This is a genomic window from Sinorhizobium arboris LMG 14919 (genome assembly GCF_000427465.1).
GTDB lineage: Bacteria > Pseudomonadota > Alphaproteobacteria > Rhizobiales > Rhizobiaceae > Sinorhizobium > Sinorhizobium arboris.
The window spans coordinates 894531-918099 of record NZ_ATYB01000014.1 but is presented as its reverse complement, the minus strand read 5'-3'; the positions used below and the strand labels follow the sequence as shown (position 1 = coordinate 918099).

Annotated in this window: 23 protein-coding genes; 11 read left to right on the top strand and 12 right to left on the bottom strand. The window is 62.7% G+C overall.

Annotated features, from left to right (window positions below):
• Positions 1 to 11 precede the first annotated feature (11 nt).
• From mltG to fabD, 5 genes are all read right to left on the bottom strand, one after another.
• Positions 12 to 1211: an endolytic transglycosylase MltG gene (mltG, locus tag SINAR_RS0115475; protein ID WP_027999947.1), complete on the bottom strand. Its 1200-nt coding sequence runs from the start codon at positions 1209 to 1211 to the stop codon at positions 12 to 14.
• 325 nt (positions 1212 to 1536) lie between these two features.
• Positions 1537 to 2802 (bottom strand): beta-ketoacyl-ACP synthase II, encoded by a 1266-nt coding sequence (fabF, locus tag SINAR_RS0115470; RefSeq protein ID WP_027999946.1) that lies wholly within the window; start codon positions 2800 to 2802, stop codon positions 1537 to 1539.
• Between the two features lie 306 nt (positions 2803 to 3108).
• A complete protein-coding gene (locus tag SINAR_RS0115465; protein WP_003531676.1) occupies positions 3109 to 3345 on the bottom strand; it encodes an acyl carrier protein in 237 nt (78 codons plus the stop codon).
• Between the two features lie 336 nt (positions 3346 to 3681).
• Positions 3682 to 4419, bottom strand: coding sequence for a 3-oxoacyl-[acyl-carrier-protein] reductase (gene fabG / locus SINAR_RS0115460; protein ID WP_027999945.1), 738 nt, complete (start codon positions 4417 to 4419; stop codon positions 3682 to 3684).
• A 24-nt stretch (positions 4420 to 4443) separates the two neighbouring features.
• A complete protein-coding gene (gene fabD, locus SINAR_RS0115455; protein ID WP_027999944.1) occupies positions 4444 to 5388 on the bottom strand; it encodes an ACP S-malonyltransferase in 945 nt (314 codons plus the stop codon).
• A 338-nt stretch (positions 5389 to 5726) separates the two neighbouring features.
• Between fabD and SINAR_RS0115450 the strand changes: the two genes are divergently transcribed.
• Entirely contained in the window at positions 5727 to 6770 is a 1044-nt protein-coding gene (locus SINAR_RS0115450; RefSeq protein ID WP_027999943.1) for an aldo/keto reductase, read from the top strand.
• A gap of 26 nt (positions 6771 to 6796) precedes the next feature.
• Here the strand turns inward: SINAR_RS0115450 and SINAR_RS0115445 are convergent, their stop codons facing one another.
• On the bottom strand, positions 6797 to 7129 hold the full coding sequence (locus SINAR_RS0115445) for a four-helix bundle copper-binding protein (RefSeq protein ID WP_027999942.1): 333 nt from the start codon (positions 7127 to 7129) through the stop codon (positions 6797 to 6799).
• Between the two features lie 368 nt (positions 7130 to 7497).
• Between SINAR_RS0115445 and rpsF the strand changes: the two genes are divergently transcribed.
• From rpsF to SINAR_RS0115420, 5 genes are all read left to right on the top strand, one after another.
• The gene (rpsF, locus tag SINAR_RS0115440; RefSeq protein ID WP_027999941.1) at positions 7498 to 7923 is read left to right on the top strand and encodes a 30S ribosomal protein S6; all 426 of its coding nucleotides are present in this window, start codon (positions 7498 to 7500) and stop codon (positions 7921 to 7923) included.
• Positions 7924 to 7949: 26 nt separating this feature from the next.
• The gene (rpsR, locus tag SINAR_RS0115435; protein WP_003531693.1) at positions 7950 to 8198 is read left to right on the top strand and encodes a 30S ribosomal protein S18; all 249 of its coding nucleotides are present in this window, start codon (positions 7950 to 7952) and stop codon (positions 8196 to 8198) included.
• A 192-nt stretch (positions 8199 to 8390) separates the two neighbouring features.
• Positions 8391 to 9344, top strand: coding sequence for a YybS family protein (locus SINAR_RS0115430; protein WP_027999940.1), 954 nt, complete (start codon positions 8391 to 8393; stop codon positions 9342 to 9344).
• A 33-nt stretch (positions 9345 to 9377) separates the two neighbouring features.
• A complete protein-coding gene (gene rplI, locus SINAR_RS0115425; RefSeq protein WP_027999939.1) occupies positions 9378 to 9953 on the top strand; it encodes a 50S ribosomal protein L9 in 576 nt (191 codons plus the stop codon).
• 354 nt (positions 9954 to 10307) lie between these two features.
• The gene (locus SINAR_RS0115420) at positions 10308 to 11807 is read left to right on the top strand and encodes a replicative DNA helicase (RefSeq protein WP_027999938.1); all 1500 of its coding nucleotides are present in this window, start codon (positions 10308 to 10310) and stop codon (positions 11805 to 11807) included.
• A gap of 29 nt (positions 11808 to 11836) precedes the next feature.
• On the opposite strand, the gene SINAR_RS0115415 is transcribed toward SINAR_RS0115420, so the two are convergent.
• The 3 genes from SINAR_RS0115415 to SINAR_RS0115405 form a co-directional block, all read right to left on the bottom strand.
• Entirely contained in the window at positions 11837 to 12136 is a 300-nt protein-coding gene (locus SINAR_RS0115415) for an AzlD family protein (protein WP_027999937.1), read from the bottom strand.
• Positions 12133 to 12786: an AzlC family ABC transporter permease gene (locus SINAR_RS0115410; RefSeq protein ID WP_050577508.1), complete on the bottom strand. Its 654-nt coding sequence runs from the start codon at positions 12784 to 12786 to the stop codon at positions 12133 to 12135. The genes SINAR_RS0115415 and SINAR_RS0115410 overlap by 4 nt, the downstream gene beginning before the upstream one ends.
• Positions 12787 to 12906: 120 nt before the next feature.
• Positions 12907 to 13764, bottom strand: coding sequence for an AraC family transcriptional regulator (locus SINAR_RS0115405; protein WP_027999935.1), 858 nt, complete (start codon positions 13762 to 13764; stop codon positions 12907 to 12909).
• Between the two features lie 133 nt (positions 13765 to 13897).
• Here SINAR_RS0115405 and alr point away from each other — a divergent pair, with 133 nt between their 5' ends.
• The 5 genes from alr to SINAR_RS0115380 all read left to right on the top strand — a co-directional run bounded on the left by alr (position 13898) and on the right by SINAR_RS0115380 (position 19626).
• On the top strand, positions 13898 to 15037 hold the full coding sequence (gene alr, locus SINAR_RS0115400; protein ID WP_027999934.1) for an alanine racemase: 1140 nt from the start codon (positions 13898 to 13900) through the stop codon (positions 15035 to 15037).
• A gap of 121 nt (positions 15038 to 15158) precedes the next feature.
• Positions 15159 to 16562, top strand: coding sequence for a DNA repair protein RadA (gene radA / locus SINAR_RS0115395; RefSeq protein ID WP_027999933.1), 1404 nt, complete (start codon positions 15159 to 15161; stop codon positions 16560 to 16562).
• 77 nt (positions 16563 to 16639) lie between these two features.
• Positions 16640 to 17239: a CvpA family protein gene (locus tag SINAR_RS0115390; protein ID WP_027999932.1), complete on the top strand. Its 600-nt coding sequence runs from the start codon at positions 16640 to 16642 to the stop codon at positions 17237 to 17239.
• Positions 17240 to 17383: 144 nt separating this feature from the next.
• Entirely contained in the window at positions 17384 to 18874 is a 1491-nt protein-coding gene (purF, locus tag SINAR_RS0115385) for an amidophosphoribosyltransferase (RefSeq protein WP_027999931.1), read from the top strand.
• An 11-nt stretch (positions 18875 to 18885) separates the two neighbouring features.
• Complete coding sequence (locus SINAR_RS0115380) at positions 18886 to 19626, top strand: SDR family NAD(P)-dependent oxidoreductase (RefSeq protein WP_027999930.1); 741 nt, start codon at positions 18886 to 18888, stop codon at positions 19624 to 19626.
• Between the two features lie 197 nt (positions 19627 to 19823).
• Here SINAR_RS0115380 and SINAR_RS0115375 read toward each other — a convergent pair whose 3' ends face one another.
• From SINAR_RS0115375 to SINAR_RS0115365, 3 genes are all read right to left on the bottom strand, one after another.
• Complete coding sequence (locus SINAR_RS0115375; protein WP_027999929.1) at positions 19824 to 20693, bottom strand: CDP-alcohol phosphatidyltransferase family protein; 870 nt, start codon at positions 20691 to 20693, stop codon at positions 19824 to 19826.
• A gap of 9 nt (positions 20694 to 20702) precedes the next feature.
• Positions 20703 to 21401, bottom strand: a complete 699-nt coding sequence (locus SINAR_RS0115370) for a phosphatidylserine decarboxylase (RefSeq protein ID WP_027999928.1) — start codon at positions 21399 to 21401, stop codon at positions 20703 to 20705.
• A gap of 96 nt (positions 21402 to 21497) precedes the next feature.
• Positions 21498 to 23381 carry an ABCB family ABC transporter ATP-binding protein/permease gene (locus SINAR_RS0115365; protein WP_027999927.1) on the bottom strand — a complete coding sequence of 628 codons (1884 nt, stop codon included), beginning with the start codon at positions 23379 to 23381 and terminating at the stop codon, positions 21498 to 21500.
• Between the last annotated feature and the right edge of the window lie 188 nt (positions 23382 to 23569).

Genomic DNA, 23569 nt, shown 5'->3' with positions numbered 1-23569 from the left:
GGCGACGTGCATTATTGCTGTGTCCCCGTCTGCGTGACGGCATCCTGGGCCGCCTCGGTGGCCTTGGCCGCCTCTGCTGCCCTCTCCGCCTCGAGCTTGCGCCAGCGCCGCACATTGGCATTGTGCTCGTCGAGCGTCTCGGCAAAGACATGCCCGCCTGTGCCGTCGGCGACGAAATAGAGCTCGGGCGTGCGCGACGGATTGGCGACGGCCTCGAGCGCCGCCCGGCCCGGATTTGCGATCGGCGTCGGCGGCAGACCTTTGATGAGGTAGGTATTGTATGGCGTCTGCTTATCGAGATCGGACCTCAGGATCGGCCGGTCGACCGGTTTGCCCTCGCCCCCGAAGATGCCGTAGATGATCGTCGGGTCCGACTGCAGCCTCATGCCCTTTTCCAGGCGATTGATAAACACGGATGCGACCCGTGGCCGCTCGTCGGCGCGGCCGGTCTCCTTTTCCACGATCGAGGCAAGAGTCACGAATTCCTCGATGGTCGACACCGGCAGGTCCGGGTCACGCTTCTCCCAGATCTGCTGCACCAGCGCCTTCTGGGCAGCGATCATCTGCTTGACGATCTCGTTGCGTTCGGTTCCCCGGGTGAACTTGTAGGTATCCGGCTTGAGGGAGCCTTCGGGCGGCAGCTCTACCGGCAGATCTCCGACGAGAACCGGGTCGTCAGCAAGCTTGCGGAACATCTGCTTCACCGTCAGACCTTCCGGCAGCGAGACGGAGTAGAGGATCGATTTTCCGGATTTCAGGAGCTGCATGATCTCCTGCATCGATGCGTGCGCCTTGATTTCATATTCCCCGGCCTTGAGCGTCTCATTGTTCAGATAGGCTTCCGAAACGAACCGGAACACGCGGCTGTCGGTGATGATCTCGTTGCGCTCCAGGTTGCTGGCAATTTCGCTGATGCCCGCGCCGCTTCGAACGATGAAGTTCTTGTTCGCCTCCAACGGCCCCGGCTCTTCATATTCGTGCATCGCATAATAGACGGCGCCGGCGGCCGCGAGCGCCACGAACACGACAACCGTCATGACGAAGTTGAGAAAGATGACGACCTGACTGCGCGCCTTGCGCGAGCGCTTCGGCGGATGGGGGACCTTTTCGGGGCGCAACGCTTCGTTGGCCGATTTCGGAATGATCGGCCCGTTGCTCCCGGTTTCATTGCGGCCGAACTGCACCGCGCTGTTATCGTTTGAGTCGCTCACGATTATCCCGATTCCGAAATTCGCAACCCTATTCAACCGCCGCCGGTGCGAATTTCGGCTAAGACCGGCGGCCAGTGAATGTTATGGCGGCCTCTGTGGCTCCGGTGAAAGAGCGGCCTGCCCGGCGATGGATATTCTACAATTACCAGATGTGGCTTGCGCGAACATAGTCTCTCTGAGTGGCGACGCCGAGTCGCAGCCACTCCGGCGACAGCTTGTAGTGAGCATTGCGGCAAAAAGCGGGATCACGGTTCGACGGCAATGGGAAGATGTGCCCGAACTCCGTTCACCTTTCCAACTCGTTCGAAATGCGTGCCCCCGGGGATCAATGACCGGTATAACGGCGCAGAATCAACGACGCGTTGGTGCCGCCGAAACCGAACGAATTCGACAGGGCCACATTGATCTCGCGCTTGCGCGCGGCATGCGGCACTAGGTCGATCTTCGTCTCGACGGAAGGGTTGTCGAGGTTCAGCGTCGGAGGGGCGATATTGTCGCGAATCGCCAGTGCCGAGAAGATGGCCTCGACCGCGCCGGCCGCGCCGAGCAAATGCCCGATGGCCGACTTTGTCGAGGACATGGAGATCCTCGACGCGCTGTCTCCGACCAGTCGTTCGACCGCGCCGAGTTCGATCGTATCGGCCATCGTGGAGGTGCCGTGGGCATTGATGTAGTCGATGTCTGCGGCCGTGATGCCCGCGCGCTTCAGGGCCATCTGCATGCAGCGGTAAGCGCCCTCGCCGTCTTCGGACGGAGCAGTGATGTGGAAGGCGTCGCCGGACAGACCGTAACCGATCACCTCGGCGTAGATCTTGGCGCCGCGCGCCTTGGCGTGCTCCAGTTCTTCCAGAACGACGATGCCCGCGCCCTCGCCCATGACGAAGCCGTCACGATCGGCGTCATAGGGCCGCGATGCCTTCTCAGGCGTGTCATTATGCTGTGTCGAGAGCGCCTTGCAGGCGGCGAAGCCTGCAAGCGAGATGCGGCAGATCGGCGATTCAGTTCCGCCGGCCACCATCACGTCCGCGTCCCCGAGCGCAATCAGCCGGCTGGCATCGCCGATCGCATGCGCACCGGTCGAGCAGGCCGTCACGACGGAATGGTTGGGACCGCGCAGCTTGTGACGAATGGAAACCTGACCAGCTGCAAGATTGATCAGCCGGCCGGGAATGAAGAACGGAGAGATACGGCGAGGGCCCTTATCGCGCATGGTGTAACCCGCATCGACGATACCTTCCAGGCCGCCAATGCCCGACCCGATCAGGACGCCGGTCGAAATCTGGTCTTCGTCGCTTTCCGGTCTCCAGCCGGCATCCGCCAGCGCCATATCGGCAGCGGCCATCGCATAGACGATGAAAGGGTCGACCTTGCGCTGTTCCTTGGGCTCCATCCAGTCGTCGGCATTGAACGTGCCGTCGCTGCCATCGCCGAAGGGAATACGACAGGCGATCTTGGCGGGAAGATCCTCGACCTCGAACTCGGTGACCTTGCGGGCTGCGTTGTCGCCGGCCAGAAGACGCGACCAGCTGACTTCGGTTCCGCAACCCAGAGGAGATACCATGCCGGTACCGGTGATAACGACACGTCTCATACCCGTGACCCACCCTGACTGTTCAATTCAACCGCCGGACCGGACCACGCGACGATCGCGACCCGTGCATGTATTGCAAATCTCGTTACAGCGTCGCGAAAGACGCGCAAAGCTCGCTGTAACCTTGTGTTTCATTGCATGTTTCTGTCCCTGGACGAACTGATTCAAGGAAACATGCAGCAGTGACGACCAGAGGGAAAGGCGGGACGCTTTGCTGATCGCAACCCACAGTAAATAATGCGAGCCAGCCCACTCCCCAGGGCTGAACGGGCCGCGAGTGCGGCCCGCCGATGGCTCAAGCCAAGATCAGGCCTGAGCCTTTTCGATGAACTTGACTGCGTCGCCGACGGTGAGGATCGAATCTGCTGCATCGTCCGGGATTTCGACACCGAATTCTTCTTCGAATGCCATGACCAGTTCGACGGTGTCGAGCGAGTCCGCGCCAAGGTCATCGATGAAGCTTGCGCCTTCGCTGACCTTTTCGGCGTCGACGCCAAGATGATCAATAACAATTTTCTTCACGCGTTCTGCGATATCGCTCATGTCGGAGTTCCTCGACCTTATGTTTCTTTACGGCGCTGTTACCGGCACCGGTACTCTATCACGCCTGATAGACCAAGATGGTCCAACGGGCAATCCATCCAACCGAAACCGCGGAAACCCAGGGCAGCAAGAGCTGCCGGACACCTGGCCGGAACGGTCGACTGCGCGCAGTCATGGCCCGATTAACACGGTTTAAGTCTGCCGCAAAGTGCGAAAATGCCCGACATTCCCTTGGTCAACATTGAATTTCAGGCATTTGGCACAAACAGGCGGAAAGGCTGATCGGAGGCCCGCGGCTCAGCGCCGGGACCTCCGAATCGCGCATTCCGGCCTTCGTCAGATCATCGCCATGCCACCGTTGACGTGGATTGTCTGGCCGGTGACGTATCCCGCCTCGTTCGAGGCAAGGTAGGCCACGGCGGAGGCGACTTCCGCTCCGCTTCCCATCCGCCGCATCGGGATCGCGGACATGATCCCTTCCTTCTGCTTTTCGTTCAGCTTGCCGGTCATCGCGCTTTCGATGAAGCCCGGTGCGACGCAGTTGACCGTGACGTTGCGGGTGGCGATTTCCTGCGCCAGCGACTTGGAGAAGCCGATCATGCCGGCCTTAGAGGCGCAGTAATTCGCCTGCCCCGGATTGCCGGTGACGCCGACGACCGAAGTTATGTTGACGATGCGGCCGAAGCGGCGGCGCATCATCGGATGCGTGAGCTCGCGCGTCAGGCGGAAGACGGCCGTGAGATTGACTTCGATGACGTTATCCCAGTCCTCGTCGCTCATACGGACGAAGAGTCCGTCCTTGGTGATTCCGGCATTGTTGACAAGGATATCGACGCCGCCGAGATCGGCTTCCGCCTTTTCTCCGAGCGCCTTGACTTCCGCGCGGTCGGAGAGATTTGCCGGGAATATGTGAACCCGTTCGCCGAGGGTACCGGCAAGCGCTTCCAGCTTGTCGACACGGGTCCCATGCAGGCCGACGACGGCGCCCTGGGCATGCAGCATGCGGGCGATTTCTTCCCCGATACCACCAGAAGCGCCGGTAACAAGAGCCTTGCGGCCTGAAAGATCGAACATGGATTTCTCCTTACAATAGGGCGCTCAGGCCAAGAGGACGGCAAGCGCAGCGTCGATATCGGCGGGCGAACTGACCGCAGTGCCGGCGACGGTCTTGTCGATCCGCCGGGCAAGTCCCGTCAGGACCTTGCCCGAGCCGATTTCGTAAAGCGTCGTCACGCCATTGGTCGCAAACCACTCGACCGTCTCACGCCAACGCACCTGGCCGGTGACCTGCTCGACAAGCAGGCGCGCGATCTCGCCAGCATCGCTCACAGGCGCGGCAAGCACGTTCGCAACGACCGGCACCACCGGGTCGCGCTTCTCGACCGCCGCGAGCGCCTCGCGCATGGCTTCCGCCGCAGGCGTCATTAGTGACGAATGGAAGGGGGCGGACACGGGCAGCATCAGTGCGCGCTTGGCACCCTTTTCCGAAGCTAGCGCCGCCGCCTTCTCTACGGCCGGCTTCTCGCCTGAGATCACCAGCTGACTGCCACCGTTGTCGTTTGCAATCTGGCACGAGCCGAGCGATGCCGCCTCACGGCAAATCGCGTCGACATCGGCATGCTCCAGACCGATGATGGCCGCCATCGCGCCCTTGCCGACAGGAACGGCAGCCTGCATCGCATTGCCGCGAATGCGCAGAAGGCGCGCCGTGTCGGCGAGCGAGAACGTACCGGCGGAACAGAGCGCCGAATACTCCCCGAGCGAGTGGCCTGCGACGAAGGAAACCTTGCTCTTGAGGTCGAGGCCCTTGGCCTCGAGCACGCGGATCACCGCCATGGACACCGCCATCAGCGCCGGTTGCGCATTCGCCGTCAGGGTCAGCGTCTCCTCAGGTCCATTCCACATGATGTCGGAAAGTTTTTCACCGAGCGCCTCGTCGACCTCGGCGAAGACGGTTGAAGCCTCCGGAAAGGCTTCGGCCAGATCCTTGCCCATGCCGACGGCCTGACTGCCCTGGCCGGGGAACGTGAATGCGATGCTCATCAAGAGTGCCCTTCCCTGGATCGCGGCTGGTTCGAAGCAAGCCAACAGCCGCGATCGATTATATTCTTCGAGCGGGTGCGGGTGAACCGCCACGGACCTTTGCTGCCGGCCCCGCGTTTTTCCCTCCATTCACATTCCTGAACCGCAAGTCAAGCGCGGAGCCGCGCTTGACCGGTTGCTTACCGGCCTTTTGCCCTTGATCTTCGCCTATCAAGGCTTAAGTTTGCCCCGCTTTGCCACCGCGCCCCAAAGACCTCATGGGCTGCGGCGCCTACCCGTCATTTCCAAGGCGGAGCGCCTTCCTCCCAGGGCGCGAACCGCCCCGCGAGGAACGTCACATGCGCTACAACAAACTCGGCCGCACCGGCATACAGGTCTCGTCCATCTGCCTCGGAACGATGACCTGGGGCTCGCAGAACACGCCGGCCGAAGCCCACGAACAGCTCGATTATGCTTTCGACCGTGGCATCAACTTCATCGACACGGCCGAGCTCTACCCGACTACGCCGCTTTCAGCGGAGACCTACGGCGAAACCGAGCGCATCATCGGCGACTGGCTTGCCGCGCGCCGCCGTCGCGACGATGTGATCGTTGCGACCAAGATCGCCGGCTCGGGCCGTGCTTACATCCGCAATGGCGGTCCGATCACGCCGGAAGGTATCGGCGAGGCGGTCGATGCCAGCCTCAAGCGGCTCAGAACCGACTATATCGACCTTTACCAGCTCCACTGGCCCAACCGCGGCCACTACCACTTCAGAAACGCCTGGTCCTACGACCCCTTCCAGCAGGACAAGGAGGAAGTTGCCGCCGACCTCAAAGCCATCCTGGACAGGCTCGGCGACCTGGTGAAAGCTGGAAAAATCCGCGCGATCGGCCTTTCGAACGATACGGCCTGGGGCGCGATGAAGATGGTCGGCCTCGCCAACAGATACGGCTTCCCGCGCGTCGCAACGATCCAGAACGAATACAATCTGCTCTACCGCAGCTACGATCTCGATCTGGCGGAGGTTTCGCATCACGAGGATATCGGCCTGCTGGCCTATTCGCCGCTGGCGGCAGGGCTCCTGAGCGGAAAATATCTGGACGGCGCCAGACCCGCCGGATCGCGGCTGTCGATCAACGGCGACCTCGGCGGCCGTTACACGCCGCATCAGGAGCCCGCCGTCGCCGCCTATACCGCACTCGCCCGCGAACACGGCCTCGAGCCCGCCCAGATGGCGATCGCCTTCTGTCTCACCCGCCCCTTCATGGCCTCGGCCATTATAGGTGCGACGTCGATGGAGCAACTGAAGAACGACATCGGCGCTGCCGACGTCACCCTCTCCCAGGATGTGATGAACGGCATCCGGCGCCTGCATCGGCTCTATCCTGCGCCGATCTGACACATCCTCCCTTTCGGGAGGCGGTTTCATGCCGCCATCTGGCGGCATGTTTCGGCACAGCGCCTGCAGGCGTCTACGCAATCGGCCATGTCGCCGATGCGCTCGCAATCGTGCGCACATTCCGCACAGATTTCGGCGCACTCAGCGCACAGGTGCTTATGATGCGGCGTCCCGAGAAGCATGAAATGTGCCGCGTCCCTGCAAATCTCCGCGCAGGCCATCATCAGCCGGAAGTGCGGCGGTTTCGTATGCTCGCCGCCGGCTTCGAGGCAATGAGTCATCGCCGTCGAAAGGCAGACGCGATAACAGGCAAGACAATTCTCGATGCACTCCTGCATCTTCGGATCGAAGTGGGCCATATCCTTCTCCCGAATGGATGGAAGCCCACTCAACAGCGCAAGGGCGCTTTTGTTCCGGCGGACGGGCGGCTGCTTTTGCGATGGCGCACGGGCAGCGCGCCAATCTGACGAGAGCGGCTTGCATTTCAGCCGGAAATCCGTATAAGCGCGCTGTTCGAAACGCCCGGTCTTCTGGCTGGTGGCTGAACGGAGGGCCGGCTTTCAATTCGGAAGCCGCCAGGAATGTAAGGCATTCCGGCCTCCCGTGTCTCCGCTCTCGACCGTCTCGATACAACACTTTCTTGCCGGCTTTCGAGAGCCTTAAAGAACAGTCGTTGAGGCTTAGCCGCCGAGGTCCGGGCTGATTAACGCAAGAAAGGCAAGCCACAATGGCTCTTTATGAACACGTATTCCTCGCTCGGCAGGACATCACGCCGCAGCAGGTCGACGCTCTCGTCGAACAGTATAAGGGTGTGATCGAAGCGAACGGCGGCAAAGTCGGACGCGTCGAGAACTGGGGTCTGAAGTCCCTCACCTACCGCATCAAGAAGAACCGCAAGGCTCACTACGTCCTCATGGACATCGATGCTCCGGCACCGGCCGTCCATGAAGTCGAGCGTCAGATGCGCATCAACGAAGACGTCCTGCGCTACATGACGATCGCCGTCGACAAGCACGAGGAAGGCCCGTCCGCGATGATGCAGAAGCGCGATCGCGACGACCGTCCGCGCGGCGAAGGCCGTGGCCCGCGTGAAGGTGGCGACCGTGGCCCCCGCGACGACCGTCCGCGCCGCCCGCGTGAAGACCGCGCGTAAACAGAAGCTTTAGGAGATAATCGAAAATGGCTGAAGTTTCTTCCGCTCCGGTACGCCGTCCGTTCCACCGTCGCCGCAAGACCTGCCCCTTCTCGGGCGCAAACGCTCCGCGGATCGACTACAAGGACGTTCGCCTTCTGCAGCGCTACATTTCCGAGCGCGGCAAGATCGTGCCGTCCCGCATCACGGCCGTTTCCCAGAAGAAGCAGCGCGAACTCGCCCAGGCGATCAAGCGCGCCCGCTTTCTCGGCCTGCTGCCCTACATCGTTTCGTAAGGCGGCCGACGCTCCGTTGATCGGCTGACTCAACGGAAACCAGCTCCGATCGAGGCGCTCTCTCAAGGGCGGCTCGATCCCTCCCTTCCGCGGTGGGCGCGGATCGGAAAATGCGCCGGAACGGCGCGCAAATCCCATGTTGGGGCAATTGCCGGATGGCCGCCCCTAACTGCCTCAAGCAGGACAGCGAAAGTGCAGAACTGGAACGGAACATCGCTGCTGACCGGCGCTCTCGCCGGCATTACCGCCGCCCTCTTGTCTATGGGCGCGAACACGCAGTCGTCTCTTGCGATCGTTCTCTATGCCGCTTCCGCGCTGCCGATCCTGATTGCGGGTCTCGGTTGGGGGAACGCCGCCGCCCTCGCCGCCATCGTGGTCGCGGGCGGATCAGCTGTGGCGCTCGTTTCATCCTATTTCGCATTGCTGATCGTCGTCGTAACGCTCGTTCCGGCCGGCTGGCTCAGCCACCTCTCCAATCTCGCACGCCCGGCGTCCGAACTTGGCGGACCCGAGGGCTCGCTCGCCTGGTATCCGCTCTCCGACATCCTCGTGCATCTCGCCGGACTGGTCACGGCCGGCATGATCATCGTCGGCTACATCGTCGGATACGACTCGAGCGTCTCGGATATCATGGTCGACATGGTGGTCGAGGCGGTAAAGGCGCAGGAACCGCTCTACAATCCCGATGCCGCGGCGATCGCGCAGCTGAAGTCGATATTCACGCTGGCGCTGCCGCTCGTGCAGGGTGCAATCTGGGTATTGATGCTGTTCGCCGCCTATTACCTCGCCACCCGCATCGTCCAGCTGTCCGGCAAGGCGCTGCGTCCGCGTGAGGATATCCCCTCCTCGCTGCGAATGAACCGCAACGCCATCTTCGTCTTCCTGGCGGGTCTGATCCTCACCTTTTTCGGCGGAGCGCCGGCCGTGATCGGCGCGCTCGTCTGCGGCACCTTCGGCGCCGGCTTCCTGCTCTCGGGCTTTGCCTCTTTCCATTTTCGCACGCGCGGCAAATCCTGGCGGCTTCCCGTGCTGTGGATCGCCTACCTGTCGGTATTCGTCTTCACGATTCCGGCTTTCTTCTTCCTCCTGTCCGGCTTGACCGATACGCGACGCGCGATCGCACTCACGCCCACGGAAAAGAACTGACCAACCAAACGAACCAAGTGAAAGGAAATCGAAATGGAAGTCATTCTCCTCGAACGCATCGCCAAGCTCGGCCAGATGGGCGAGACCGTAAAGGTCCGCGACGGCTTTGCGCGCAACTACCTGCTGCCGCTCGGCAAGGCGCTGCGCGCCAATGCCGCCAACAAGGCGCGCTTCGAAGCCGAACGTTCGACGCTCGAAGCCCGCAACCTCGAGCGTAAGTCGGAAGCCCAGAAGGTCGCCGAGTCGCTCGACGGCAAGTCCTTCATCATCGTCCGCTCCGCCGGCGAAACCGGCCAGCTTTACGGCTCGGTCGCCGCTCGCGACATCGTCGAGACGCTGGCTGCCGAAGGCTTCAACATCAACCGCAACCAGGTCGACCTCAATCAGCCGATCAAGGCTATCGGCCTCCACAAGGTCACCCTGCACCTGCACGGCGAAGTCGACGTGGCGATCGAAGTCAACGTCGCCCGTTCGGCCGAAGAAGCCGAGCGCCAGGCCAAGGGCGAAAGCCTGACCTCCGCCGACGCCATCTACGGCGTCGACGAAGAGGCCCTGAAGCCGGAAGACTTCTTCAATCCGGAAGCCGAGATCGAATCCGAAGAAGAATAAGTCGCGAAGCAGACGTCAAGGAAAAGGCCCGGATCCTCAGCGATCCGGGCTTTTTCATTTCTAAAGCAGATCAACTTCGACAGTACCAGGATCGCTGTTTTTCAAGATGCCGAGGCGAGGACGAGAAGGCGCGAATCAGTTAGTTTTACCCATAGCCGCGGCGTCAACGAGCAGCGCGGGAGAATGTATCTATTTGCAACTTCTCCCTTGTGCCCCTGTGGATCAGTCGAACAGCGGGCAAAGGCGTTCAGCCTGGTTGGATGCCGCGCCAGTGTTGCGTGGCTGCACTAGACGCGGCGTGCAACAGTCAGCAAACCGGGTGCCTCACGGGATCATAAGCGGAAACGGAACACGATGAACGACGCAGCGCGAAAGCTCGCCCCTTTGGCCAAGGATCAGGCGGATCAGCATTATCGCGAGGCGCCGAACAATCTGGAAGCGGAGCAGGCCCTGCTCGGCGCCATTCTCGTCAACAACGACGCCTTCTACCGCGTGTCGGACTTCCTGAAGCCCGTGCACCTCTATGAGCCCCTGCATCGCAGAATCTTCGAGATTGCGGGCGAAATCATCCGCATGGGCAAGACCGCCAACCCGGTGACGGTGAAGACGTTCCTCAAGGCCGACGAGAAGGTCGGCGACCTGACGGTCGCGCAGTATCTCGCGCGCCTTGCCGCCGAAGCCGTGTCCATCATCAATGCGGAGGATTACGGCCGCGCGATCTACGACCTGGCGCTCCGCCGGTCGTTGATCACCATCGGCGAGGACATGGTGAACATCGCCTATGACGCGCCCCTCGACATGCCGCCGCAGAGCCAGATCGAAGACGCCGAAAGGCGTCTGTTCGAACTCGCCGAGACCGGCCGCTACGATGGCGGGTTCCAGTCGTTCAACGACGCGGTGGCGCTCGCTATCGACATGGCCGGGCAGGCGTTCGAGCGCGACGGCCATCTTTCCGGCATTTCCACAGGTATCCACTCGCTCGATTCAAAGATGGGCGGCCTGCAGCGCTCGGACCTGATCATCCTTGCCGGCCGACCCGGCATGGGCAAGACCTCGCTTGCCACGAACATCGCCTACAACATCGCCGCCTCCTACGACCCGGAAGTCCAGCCGGATGGTTCCTTCAAGGCGAAGAACGGCGGCGTCGTCGGCTTCTACTCCCTCGAAATGTCGTCCGAACAGCTCGCCACCCGTATCATCTCCGAGCAGACCGAAGTCTCGTCATCGAAGATCCGACGCGGCGACATTTCGGAAGCCGACTTCGAGAAGCTCGTCGCCTGCTCGCAGATGATGCAGAAGGTGCCTCTTTATATCGACCAGACCGGCGGCATCTCCATCGCTCAGCTTGCCGCGCGCGCGCGCCGCTTGAAACGGCAGCGCGGGCTGGACGTGCTGGTGGTCGACTACGTCCAGCTGATGACCGGCTCGAAGAAATCGGGCGAAAACCGCGTGCAGGAAATCACCGAGATCACCACCGGTCTCAAGGCGCTCGGCAAGGAACTGAACGTGCCGATTATCGCGCTATCCCAGCTCTCCCGCGCCGTCGAGAGCCGCGAAGACAAGCGGCCGCAGCTCTCGGACCTGCGTGAATCGGGCTCGATCGAACAGGACGCCGACGTCGTGCTCTTCGTGTTCCGCGAGGAATATTACGTGAAGAACATGGAACCGCGCGATGAGTTCGATCCGAAATACGAGGAGTGGAAGATGCAGATGGAGAAGGTGAAGGGCACGGCCGACGTGATCATCGCCAAGCAGCGCCACGGGCCGACGGGCACCGTCAAGCTAGCCTTCCAGTCGGAATTCACGCGTTTCTCGGACCTCGCCGATCCGTCGTTCACGCAGTACGAACATTGACATCGCCATTATGGCGGACGCGCCCCTCACTATCCGAACACCCTCGCAACTGCCACGACAATCACGCCGGCCGCCACGGCCGCGAGCAGCGGCAGCCTCGTGGCGACGAGCGCTGTCGCGAGGGCCGCGATCGTCTCGGCCGGTCCGGTAGCGAGCGCCGTCGGCGCGATGACGGCCATCAGTACCGCGGGCGGAATCGCCTCCAGTGCCTGTTTCTGCTTCGGACCGATCGTCATGAAACGGATCAGGACAAGACCGCCGAGCCGGGTCAGCACCGTCGCAAAGGCCATGGCAACGATTGCAAGCAGCGTATGCGGATCGACTGTCATGCACAGGCCTCCTGGCGTTCGCCGGTGAAAAGCGCCGCAACGACGCCCGCCGCAGCGCCGGCGGCGATGTACCAGACGCCGGGGAGGAACTGGTGCGCAAGCACCGCGGCTGCGGCGCTCGCGGCGAGAACCGCCCCGGTTTCGCGTCCCTTCCAGAAACCCATGACCAGCACGATGAAGACCGCGGGGAAGGCGAAATCGAGACCGAGCGCCTTCGGGTCTCCCAGGAACGCGCCGGCGAGCGAGCCGGCAAGCCCGGCCATTATCCACACCAGATAGAACGGCACCGCGAGGCCCGCATACCAGGCGGGCGTGAGCCGCGTCTCCCCGGCTCGGACCTCGGCCATTGCCCAGATCTCGTCGGCAAGCAGAAGCATCGCGGCATATCTCGAGGGGCCGGAGAAAGCCGGCGTCTTCGTGCCGATCGATGCACTCATCAGAAGATGACGGATGTTGACGAGCAGCGCCGAAAACCCGAGAGCCGCCCAGGAGGCGGGATGAGTCCAGATGTCCAGGGCAACGAATTGCGAGCCCCCCGCGAAGACCAGCGCGCTCATCAGCACGATTTCGAGACTCGACAGGCCCTTGGTTGCGGCGACCGCCCCGAAGACGAGCCCGATCGGCATCACCGCCACTGTGAGCGGTGACATCGTCCTGAAACCTCCCCAGAATTCCTCAGCTGTCCGTGACTTCTCCACGCCCGCGATCTCCCGTCTTTGCAACGACGGATAGGAAGCAGGCGCAAGGCGCCCCGTCTTGAACGAAAGTGATCAGGCCGTGCGGTAGGCGCCCGGCGTGATTCCCGTTCGCGCCTTGAAATGGCGGCTGAAATGCGCCTGATCCGCGAAGCCGCAATGGTAGGCAGTGTCAGCGGCAGACCAGCCCTTGCGCAGAAGCGCCTTCGCTTCCCGCACCCGCTTGTCGGTGAGAAAGGCATGCGGCGTGATGTGGAATTCCTTTCGGAAGGCGCGGATCAGATGGGCACGGCTGAGACCCGCCACCTTCGCAAGCTCCTCGAGGCCGATGTCGAGCGTGTAATTTTCGACAAGATAATCGCGGGCCCGGTGCACGGCAGAACTTTCGCGCGTCTGCAGGGGAACGATGATGGCGCTGCCGTGCCGCTCGAAGAGCCTGGCCAGGAAACCGAACATGCTCTCGTCCGCTTCCAGGGCGCCGACCTTGCCTTCCAGTGCGCGGTGCGCGCGATGAAAGCCGATCGCGAGCTCTCTGTCGGTGAGAAGCAGCCGCGAGAAGGACGGCGTTCCTCTGAAGGAACGACCGGTTACATCCTCGAGTATCTCGACGAGCAGTTCGGAAGACGGATATATCATCCGGTAGCGATAGCCGTCATGACCCGGATGCCCGTCGTGGATTTCGTCGGGGTTGATGAGATAGAGATCCCCCGGCCCCGTCTGCGATCGTTCACCCTTGATGGTGCTGATCTGGGAGCCCGCTTCGATCGCACCTATGCTGAAGGTGTCGTGCGCGTGCGGCGCGAATTCATGCGTAATGAACGTGGCGCTCAGACATTCCATGCCCTTGAAGCGCGGATCGCGCCAGAAGCGGGCCCGCTCGGCTCCTTCGAGCGGCATGGCGTCGATGGCTTTTTCCTGTGAGATCGTTTCCATCCGCCGACCTTACCGGGCAAGGCAATGCTCGTCTTGCACAAAAGTGCTCTCGCGCCACCCGTCCTGCCCCTTCGTTTGCGGCGCAGGGCGCTTGCATGTAATGCTGCGGCATCGCCCACGCAGAGTTTCCGGTATGCAAGAGCCCGAATTCTCCTCCGCCTCCAGCAGGCTCACCGTCGATCTCACCGCGCTCGCCGACAATTGGCGGGCGATGAACGAGCGGTCCGGAAAAGCCCGCGCCGCCGCCGTTCTGAAGGCCGACGCCTATGGTCTCGGTGCGGTGCATGCCGCACCGGCTCTCTATGCCGCCGGCGCGCGCGACTTCTTCGTTGCAAGCGTCGAAGAAGGGGCCGAGCTTCGCCCACTCGTTCCGCAAGGCCGGGTCTATGTTCTTTCGGGAATGTGGCCGGGGAATGAGGAACTCTTTTTCGCGAACGATCTCGTGCCGATCATCAACTCTGAGGAGCAACTGGCGGTCTTTATGGCCACGCTTTCCGAAAGGGGCGATTACCCCTGCGTCCTCCATGTAGATACGGGCATGAACCGGCTCGGCCTCTCGGTCGAAGAGGCGATCGCACTCGCCCATGACCCGGCTCGTCCTGCGAGTTTCTCACCGGTCCTCGTCATGAGTCATCTCGCCTGCGCCGACGAGCCCGCACACCCGATGAACCGCTATCAGCTTCAGCGCTTCCGCGAGGTGACGGCCGCATTCGAGGGCGTGCCGGCGAGCCTCGCAAATTCCGCCGGCGTATTCCTCGGCGAAGACTACCACTTCGATCTCACCCGGCCGGGCATCGCGGTCTATGGCGGCGAAGCGGTGAATGGCGCCGTCAATCCGATGAAGGCGGTCGTCACCGCCGAAGCGCGCATCGTGCAGGTCAGGACGGTTCCATCCGGTGAATCCGCAAGCTATGGCGCCTCGGTCCTCTTTGGCCGCGACAGCCGTATCGCAACGGTCGCGATCGGTTATGCCGACGGCTATCACCGTTCGGTTTCGGGCGGCGGCGTCGCCCTCAGGCAGGCGATGCCCTCCGGCGCCTTCGGCTTCCTGCATGGAAACAAGGTGCCGCATGTCGGGCGGGTGACGATGGATCTGAGCCTCTTCGATGTCACGGACGTGCCGGAAACAGCCGTACGGGCCGGCGACTACATCGAGCTTTTCGGACGCAACATCGCTATAGACGACGTCGCACGCGCCGGCGGCACGATCGGTTACGAACTGCTGACGAGCCTCGGCCGGCGCTATCATCGGACCTATGTCGGGGGCGGCTGAACGCCGGGCCAAGGAATATCGTCCTTTCAAAAGCGATTCCGCGGCATTATGTGACCGCTGAGAGTGATTCTCTGGCGGCGAACCTGCCCCGCCTCCCGCCAAAGTACGAAAGCCGACATCGATGGCGAAAGCCCGCACCCAGTTCATCTGCCAGAATTGCGGCACCGTCCATTCCCGCTGGGTGGGCAAGTGCGACGGCTGCGGCGAGTGGAATACCATCATCGAAGATGACCCGACCGCCGGGATCGGCGGCGGTCCCATGCGCACACCGAAGAAGGGGCGTCCTGTCGCGCTCACGACGCTGTCCGGGGAGATCGAAGACGCGCCACGCATCCGAACCGGCATCTCGGAGCTCGATCGCGTGACCGGAGGCGGGTTCGTTCGCGGATCCGCACTGCTCGTCGGCGGCGATCCGGGCATCGGCAAGTCGACCGTGCTGATGCAGGCGGCGGCAGCCCTTGCCCGCCGGAAGCACCGGGTGATCTATGTCTCTGGCGAAGAGGCGGTCGCACAGGTACGCTTGCGCGCTCAGCGGCTCGGCGCAGCCGACAGCGACGTGCTCCTCGCGGCCGAGACGAACGTCGAAGATATCCTCGCGACGCTTTCCGAGGGCAAGCGGCCGGACCTGGTGATTATCGACTCGATCCAGACGCTTTGGAGCGACATCGTCGACTCCGCACCGGGCACGGTGACACAGGTGCGCACCGGAGTGCAGGCGATGATCCGCTTCGCCAAGCAGACGGGCACGGCTGTCGTGCTGGTCGGACACGTGACGAAGGAGGGCCAGATCGCCGGGCCGCGCGTCGTCGAGCACATGGTCGACGCCGTTCTTTATTTCGAAGGCGACCGCGGCCATCATTACCGCATCCTCAGGACGGTCAAGAACCGCTTCGGACCGACCGACGAGATCGGCGTTTTCGAAATGTCGGACAAGGGCCTGCGCGAGGTAGCCAACCCGTCGGAGCTGTTTCTCGGCGAGCGCAACGAGAAATCGCCGGGCGCCGCCGTCTTCGCAGGCATGGAAGGGACGCGGCCCGTGCTCGTCGAGGTGCAGGCGCTGGTCGCGCCGACATCGCTCGGCACGCCGCGCCGCGCCGTGGTCGGCTGGGATTCGGCGAGGCTTTCGATGATACTTGCGGTGCTGGAAGCCCATTGCGGCATTCGCCTCGGCCAGCACGACGTCTATCTCAATGTCGCGGGCGGCTATCGCATTTCCGAACCGGCGGCCGATCTCGCAGTGGCTTCCGCACTGGTTTCGTCGCTTGCCGGGCTTGCCCTGCCGGCCGATTGCGTCTATTTCGGCGAAGTCAGCTTGTCGGGTGCAGTCCGGCCGGTTGCGCATACCGCCCAACGTCTCAAGGAAGCCGAGAAACTCGGTTTCTCCCAGGCCGTCCTGCCATCAGCGTCGACCGAGCTGCCTAAGAACGGCAACGGGCGCTGGAATGAAATGGAAAGCCTGCCGGATCTGGTGGCGCGTATCGCGGGATCGCGGCGTGCCCTGCAGCAGACGAATGATGAGGACTGACGGAGTAGCCGTGCCCTGGGGAGCATCAACAGGATGTGCCGCCTGGCGATTGGCGGTGGAGTCGGAGTAAGGACAACATGCCCATCACAATTCTCGACGGTATCGTTCTCGGCGTCGCGCTGTTTTCGGCCATCCTCGCGATGGTCCGCGGCTTCTCGCGCGAGGTTCTGTCGGTGGCGAGCTGGGTCGGTGCGGCCGCCGCGGCCTATTTCCTCTATCCGCATCTCCTGCCCTATGCGAGCCAGTACACGACCAGCGGCACGGTCGCGATGATCGGTTCGGCGGCCGTGATCTTCCTGATCGCGTTGATCATCATCTCTTTCATCACGATGCGCGTGGCCGACTTCATCATCGACAGTCGCATCGGCGCGCTCGACCGCACGCTCGGTTTCCTGTTCGGAGCCGCTCGCGGCATCCTGCTCGTCGTCGTCGCCATGTTGTTCTTCAACTGGCTGGTGGCGCCGCCGCAGCAGCCCGTCTGGGTCACCCATGCGAAGTCGAAGCCGCTGCTCGACAATCTCGGCAACCAGTTGGTCGCGCTCCTGCCGGAAGAGGCCGACGCAACGATTCTCGACCGCTTGCGCGGCAAGGATACGACCGGCGAAGGCGAAAGCGAGTCGCCGCCGGTCCAGACGGAACAGGCACCCGGCGAGGAAGCGCCGGCGACGAACGGTTGAGATTACAGGAAGTTTGCGACAAAGCCCGCCGTGCGGGCTTTGTCCATTTGGAATGACGCCTGTCAGTGTTTTCGGGTAAGATCGCTTGAAGACTGGCGGCCCGATCACGATATGCGCACCGGCACGTAGCAAAGGCGAATTGCGATGACCGATCTCAGATCCAGTGAAATCCATGACGAACTCGACGGCGACACTCTTCATGAGGAGTGCGGCGTCTTCGGCATTCTCGGGCATCCTGACGCTGCGGCGCTGACGGCGCTCGGCCTGCACGCGCTTCAGCATCGAGGGCAGGAAGCCGCCGGTATCGTGACCTTCGACGGGCGGCAGTTCTATTCGGAACGCCGGATGGGCCTCGTCGGCGACCATTATACCGACCCGGCAACCCTCGCGAAGCTGCCCGGTTCGATGTCGATCGGCCATGTTCGCTACTCCACCACGGGTGAGACGGTCCTGCGCAACGTCCAGCCGCTTTTTGCCGAGCTGCAGGAAGGCGGAATCGCAATCGCGCATAACGGCAATTTCACCAACGGCCTGACGCTTCGGCGCCAGATCATTGCTGACGGTGCCATCTGTCAGTCGACATCCGACACCGAAGTCGTTCTGCACCTGATAGCGCGGTCGAAACACGTCTCATCCAGCGATCGCTTCGCCGACGCGATCGCCCAGGTCGAAGGCGGCTATTCGATGCTGGCCCTGACCCGCACCAAGCTCATCGCCGCCCGCGATCCCAACGGCATTCGCCCGCTCGTCATGGGCGAACTCGACGGCAAGCCGATCTTCTGCTCGGAGACCTGCGCCCTCGATATCATCGGCGCCAGATTCGTCCGCGATATCGAGAACGGTGAAATCGTCATCTGCGAGGTTCAACCGGACGGATCGATCACCATCGACGCCCGCAAGCCGCAAAACCCGCTGCCGGAGCGCCTCTGCCTTTTCGAATATGTCTATTTCGCCCGGCCGGATTCGGTCGTCGGCGGCCGTAACGTCTACGTCGCGCGCAAGAACATGGGCAAGAATCTCGCCATCGAAGCCCCCGTCGAGGCGGATGTCGTGGTGCCGGTTCCGGACGGCGGTACGCCGGCTGCAATCGGCTACGCGCAGGAAAGCGGCATACCATTCGAACTGGGCATCATCCGCAACCACTATGTCGGGCGGACCTTCATCGAGCCGACGCAGCAGATCCGCGCCTTCGGCGTCAAGCTCAAGCATTCTGCGAACCGGGCGATGATCGCCGGCAAGCGCGTCGTGCTGGTCGACGATTCGATCGTGCGCGGCACCACCTCGGTCAAGATCGTTCAGATGATGCGCGACGCGGGCGCGCGCGAGGTGCATGTGCGCGTCGCGAGCCCGATGATCTTCCATCCGGATTTCTACGGCATCGATACGCCGGACCGTGACAAGCTGCTCGCCAACCAGCATGCCGACCTCGCCTCGATGTGCCGCTTCATCGGCGCCGATTCGCTCGAATTCCTTTCGATTGACGGGCTCTATCGTGCCGTCGGCGGCGCACCGCGCGATCCGCAGGCGCCGCAGTTCACCGATCACTACTTCACCGGGGACTACCCGACCCGCCTTCTCGATCAGGGGGCAGCGAGCAACGTCCGCAAACTCTCGGTTCTCGCCAGCAACGGATAACGAACAGCAACATGACGCCCAATCTGAAAGACCGGATCGCCGTCGTCACCGGCGCATCGCGCGGGATCGGCTATTTCACTGCTCTTGAACTCGCCAAGGCCGGCGCCCATGTCGTCGCCTGCGCCCGCACCGTGGGCGGCCTGGAGGAGCTGGACGACGCGATCAAGGCTCTCGGCGGTTCGGCAACGCTCGTCCCCTTCGATCTCTCGGACATGGCCGCCATCGACAAGCTCGGCGGCGCAATAAACGAACGCTGGGGCAAGCTCGACATCATGGTCGCCAATGCGGGTGTCCTCGGCACGATCTCGCCGATCAGCCATATCGAGGCCAAGGTCTTTGAAAAGGTGATGGCGATCAACGTCACTGCGACCTGGCGCCTGATCCGTTCGCTCGAGCCGCTGCTCGTCCGTTCCGATGCCGGCCGCGCCCTGATCCTCTCCTCGAGCGCCGCGCACAAGTGCAAGCCCTTCTGGGGCCCCTACTCCGCCTCCAAGGCTGCGGTCGAGGCGCTGGCACGCACCTGGGCCTACGAGACACAGCGCCTGCCGCTGCGCATCCTCAGCGTCGACCCGGGCGCCACGCGCACCGCCATGCGGGCACAGGCGATGCCCGGCGAAGATCCGGAGACCGTGCCGCATCCCTCCGAGGTCGCTCAGGCCCTGATGCCGCTGTTCGGCCCCGAACAGACCGAGACGGGCAAGCTTTTCATCGTTCGGGATAAGAAGATCGTCGACTACCGCATGCCGGAATAGGCTGGCGGCACCTCCGCCTCATCCGGCCTGCCGGCCACCTTCTCCCCGCAAGCGGGCGAAGGGGACTCGCGGCGATGCTCCGCTTCTCGGGCGCTCAAGGGGAAATGGCCATCCAGCAGCTTGTCCCTTCGCCCCGTCACAACGGGGAGAAGGTCGCGGCAGCGGGATGAGGGGCATTCGCCCGCGATAAGCTTCAGCTATTCGCTATCGCCACCCGGCAAACCATCGTTCCCGTGGCCACCCGGCCAGTCGCCGTATTTACGCTGCCAGGAACGGGCGCCGAAGGGCAGGCTCACCAGATAGGCCACCGCAGTCACGACCATCGTCTCCCAGGTGTAGGTCATGAGCGTCGCCACGTAGAAGACGACGACCAGAATGGCGGGAAGGACCAGATCCCGCCGGACGCGATTCTCCGATTTGCCGGACCAGACAGGAAGACGGCTGACCAGAAGGAAGGCGATCAGGACGGTATAAACCGACGCGATCAGAGCAAATGTCCTTTCCGGCGCAAGACCGAGCAGGCCGAGATAGACGGGCAGCAAAACCAGCATCGCACCGGCCGGCGCCGGAACGCCGACGAAATATTCCGACTGCCACAACGCCTTGACCTGGCGCTCCGCCATGACGTTGAAGCGCGCGAGCCTGAGACCGACGGCGATGGCGTAGATCAGCGCCGCGATCCAGCCGACGGAACGCGCCTGATCGAGCAGAAACACGTAGAGAACGAGCGCAGGCGCGACCCCGAAATTGATAATGTCGGCAAGCGAGTCCATCTGGACTCCGAAACTCGAGGTCGCCTTTAGAAGACGCGCGATGCGCCCGTCGATGCCATCGAGGAAAGCCGCAAGGAGAACCATCGCAACCGCGAGTTCGAATCGATTCTCGAATGCCAGCCGGACGCCCGAAAGGCCTGCGCAGATCGCCAGCACCGTGATCATGTTCGGGACCATCAGCCGTAAAGGAATCTCCCGCAGCCGAGGCCCCCGCGCCTTGTCATGCGAGCCGCTGGCGTCGACGTGCTCTGCGGCGGACTGTTCCGGTGACTGTTCGTGGCGAGGCTCTTCCATGATCTGTCCTCACACGCGCCGGCTGATGACGGGGCCCTTCGCCGATCCGAATTCGGCGAGCACCGTCTCGCCACCGGTGGCTGTCTGACCCACCGTCACGCGCGGCTCCGCGCCGGCGGGCAGGAACACGTCAAGGCGCGAGCCGAAGCGGATGAGGCCGAAGCGCTCGCCCGCCTCGAGCGACGCGCTCTCCCTCGTCCAGCAGAGGATGCGCCGCGCCACGAGACCGGCGATCTGGACCACGCCGATCTGGCCGTGTTTCGTCTCGATGACGAGGCCGTTGCGCTCGTTTTCCTGGCTTGCCTTGTCCAGCTCGGCATTAACGAACTTGCCGGCGCGGTAGGCGATCCGGCGTACCGTGCCGCTCATCGGCGCACGGTTCACGTGGCAGTTGAAGACATTCATGAAGACCGAGATGCGCAGCATCGGCTCCGAGCCGAGGCCCAGTTCCTCAGGCGGCGTCACGGTGGCGACCGACGATACCGTCCCGTCCGCCGGGCTGATGACGAGATCGTCGTCGATCGGCGTCATGCGTTCCGGATCGCGGAAGAAATAAGCACACCAGGCGGTCAGAAGGAAACCGATCCACATCAGCGGTTCCCAGAGAAAGCCGAGCGCCAGCGAAACGACAAAGAAAATCGCAATGAAGCGGTAGCCTTCCCGGTGGACCGGTACGAGCGTGTTGCGCACTGTGTCGATCAAACTCATGAACTCTACTCTCCATATTTGCTTTGCGACGTGAACTAGCGCGAATCCGCAAGCCCGGCAACGTCGAAGGCCAGGCGACGGGGGAGATCCGTTCTGTTAAAGCGCCGGCACACCGCGGTCGACAATGCCGAGCTCGTCGCTCTCGCGCACCCGCTTCAGCTGCTCCTCCGCCTGCGTCGCCTCGCGCTGACGGCTCCACATGGAGGCATAGAGACCGTCGCGATCGATCAGCTCGCCATGCGTGCCGCGTTCAGCGATGACGCCATCCTTCAGCACGATGATCTCGTCGGCATTGATGACAGTCGACAGTCGATGGGCGATCACGAGCGTGGTGCGATTGCGCGACACGACGTCGAGGGCGGCCTGGATTTCCTGCTCCGTTTTCGTGTCCAGCGCCGACGTCGCCTCGTCGAGGATCAGGATCGGGGGCGCCTTCAGAATGGTTCGCGCGATCGCGACGCGCTGCTTTTCGCCGCCGGAAAGCTTGAGCCCGCGTTCGCCGACCATGGCGCGGAAGCCTTCCGGCAGATCGCGGATGAAATCTGCGATCTGTGCCGCCTCGGCGGCCGCCTCGACCTCCGCATCGCTCGCCGTCACCCGGCCGTAGCGGATGTTATAGGCAATCGTATCGTTGAAGAGTACCGTGTCCTGCGGCACCATGCCGATAACCGCCCGGAGGCTCTTTTGGGTGATATCGCGCACGTCCTGGCCGTCGATGGTAATCGAACCTTCCTGCACGTCGTAAAATCGGTAGAGAAGCCGGGAAAGGGTCGACTTGCCGGCGCCGGACGGGCCAACGACCGCCACCGTCCTGCCGGCCGGCACTTCGAAGCTGATCCCCTTCAGAATCGGCCGGGCGGGGTCATAGGCGAATTGGACGTCCTTGAAGGCGATTGCGCCCTGCTCGATCTTGAGCTCCTTCGCATTCGGCCGGTCGAGGACCTCCGCCCGGACGTCCAGGAGATCGAACATGTGCTCGATGTCGGTCAGCCCCTGGCGGATCTCGCGATAGACGAAGCCGATGAAGTTCAGCGGGATCGCGAGCTGGATCAACATCGCGTTGATGAAGACGAAATCGCCGATCGTCTGTTCGCCGCGTTGCACCGCGAGCGCGGAAATCGTCATCATCACCGCCGTGCCGGCACCGAAAATCAGTGCCTGACCGAAATTCAGCCAGCCGAGCGACGTCCAGACCTGCGTCGCGGCCCGCTCGTAACGCTCCATCGACTTGTCGAAGCGCTTCGCCTCCATCTCCTCGTTGCCGAAGTATTTGACGGTCTCGAAATTGAGAAGCGAGTCGATCGCCTTGGTATTCGCATCCGTGTCGCTGTCGTTCATCGAGCGTCTGATGGCGATGCGCCAGTCGCTCGCACGCACCGTGAACCAGATGTAGAGCCATACCGTGACGGCGGTCACCAGGAGATAGGTGAAACCGTAACCCCACCAGAAGATCACCGCCGTCAGAAGAAACTCGATGAGAGTCGGCACGCTGTTGAGGATCGTGAAGCGGACGATCGTCTCGATGCCTTTGGTGCCGCGCTCGATGATGCGTGAGAGCCCGCCCGTGCGCCGCTCGAGATGGAAGCGAAGCGACAGCTGATGCATATGGACGAAGGTCTTGTAGGCAAGCTGCCTGACAGCATGCTGGCCGACGCTCGCGAAAAGCGCATCGCGCAGCTGGTTCAGGCCGGCCTGCAGGAGACGGGCGAGATTATAGGCGAGCACCAGCATGACTGCGCCGGTCAGGAACTGCGGCAGGTAACCGAGTGCGTCAGGCTTGTCGTTGAGGGCATCCGTCGCCCATTTGAAGAAATAGGGCACGAGAATGAGGACCGCTTTTGCGGCCACCAGGATGACCGTCGCCCAGACGACCCTCAACTTCAGATCGATCCGATCCGCCGGCCACATATAGGGCCACAGATTCGCGATGGTTCCGATCGGATTGGCTCTGTCTGCGGAAACCGTCTTCTTCTGGGGCACGTCTCAGTCCGCTTCATTTTTTTGACGAAGACACGCAGGCGGGCGGCGGCACCGCACGCGCAATTCTTCATCCAGCAACAGCTTCAATGAAAAGCGGCGCCTTCAGGGAGACGCCGCTTTTCCTGACGGAACAGATAGGTCCGCCGTTGCGCCGAGGCAATGGAAATGCCGGCAAAAGATCGGCTGAA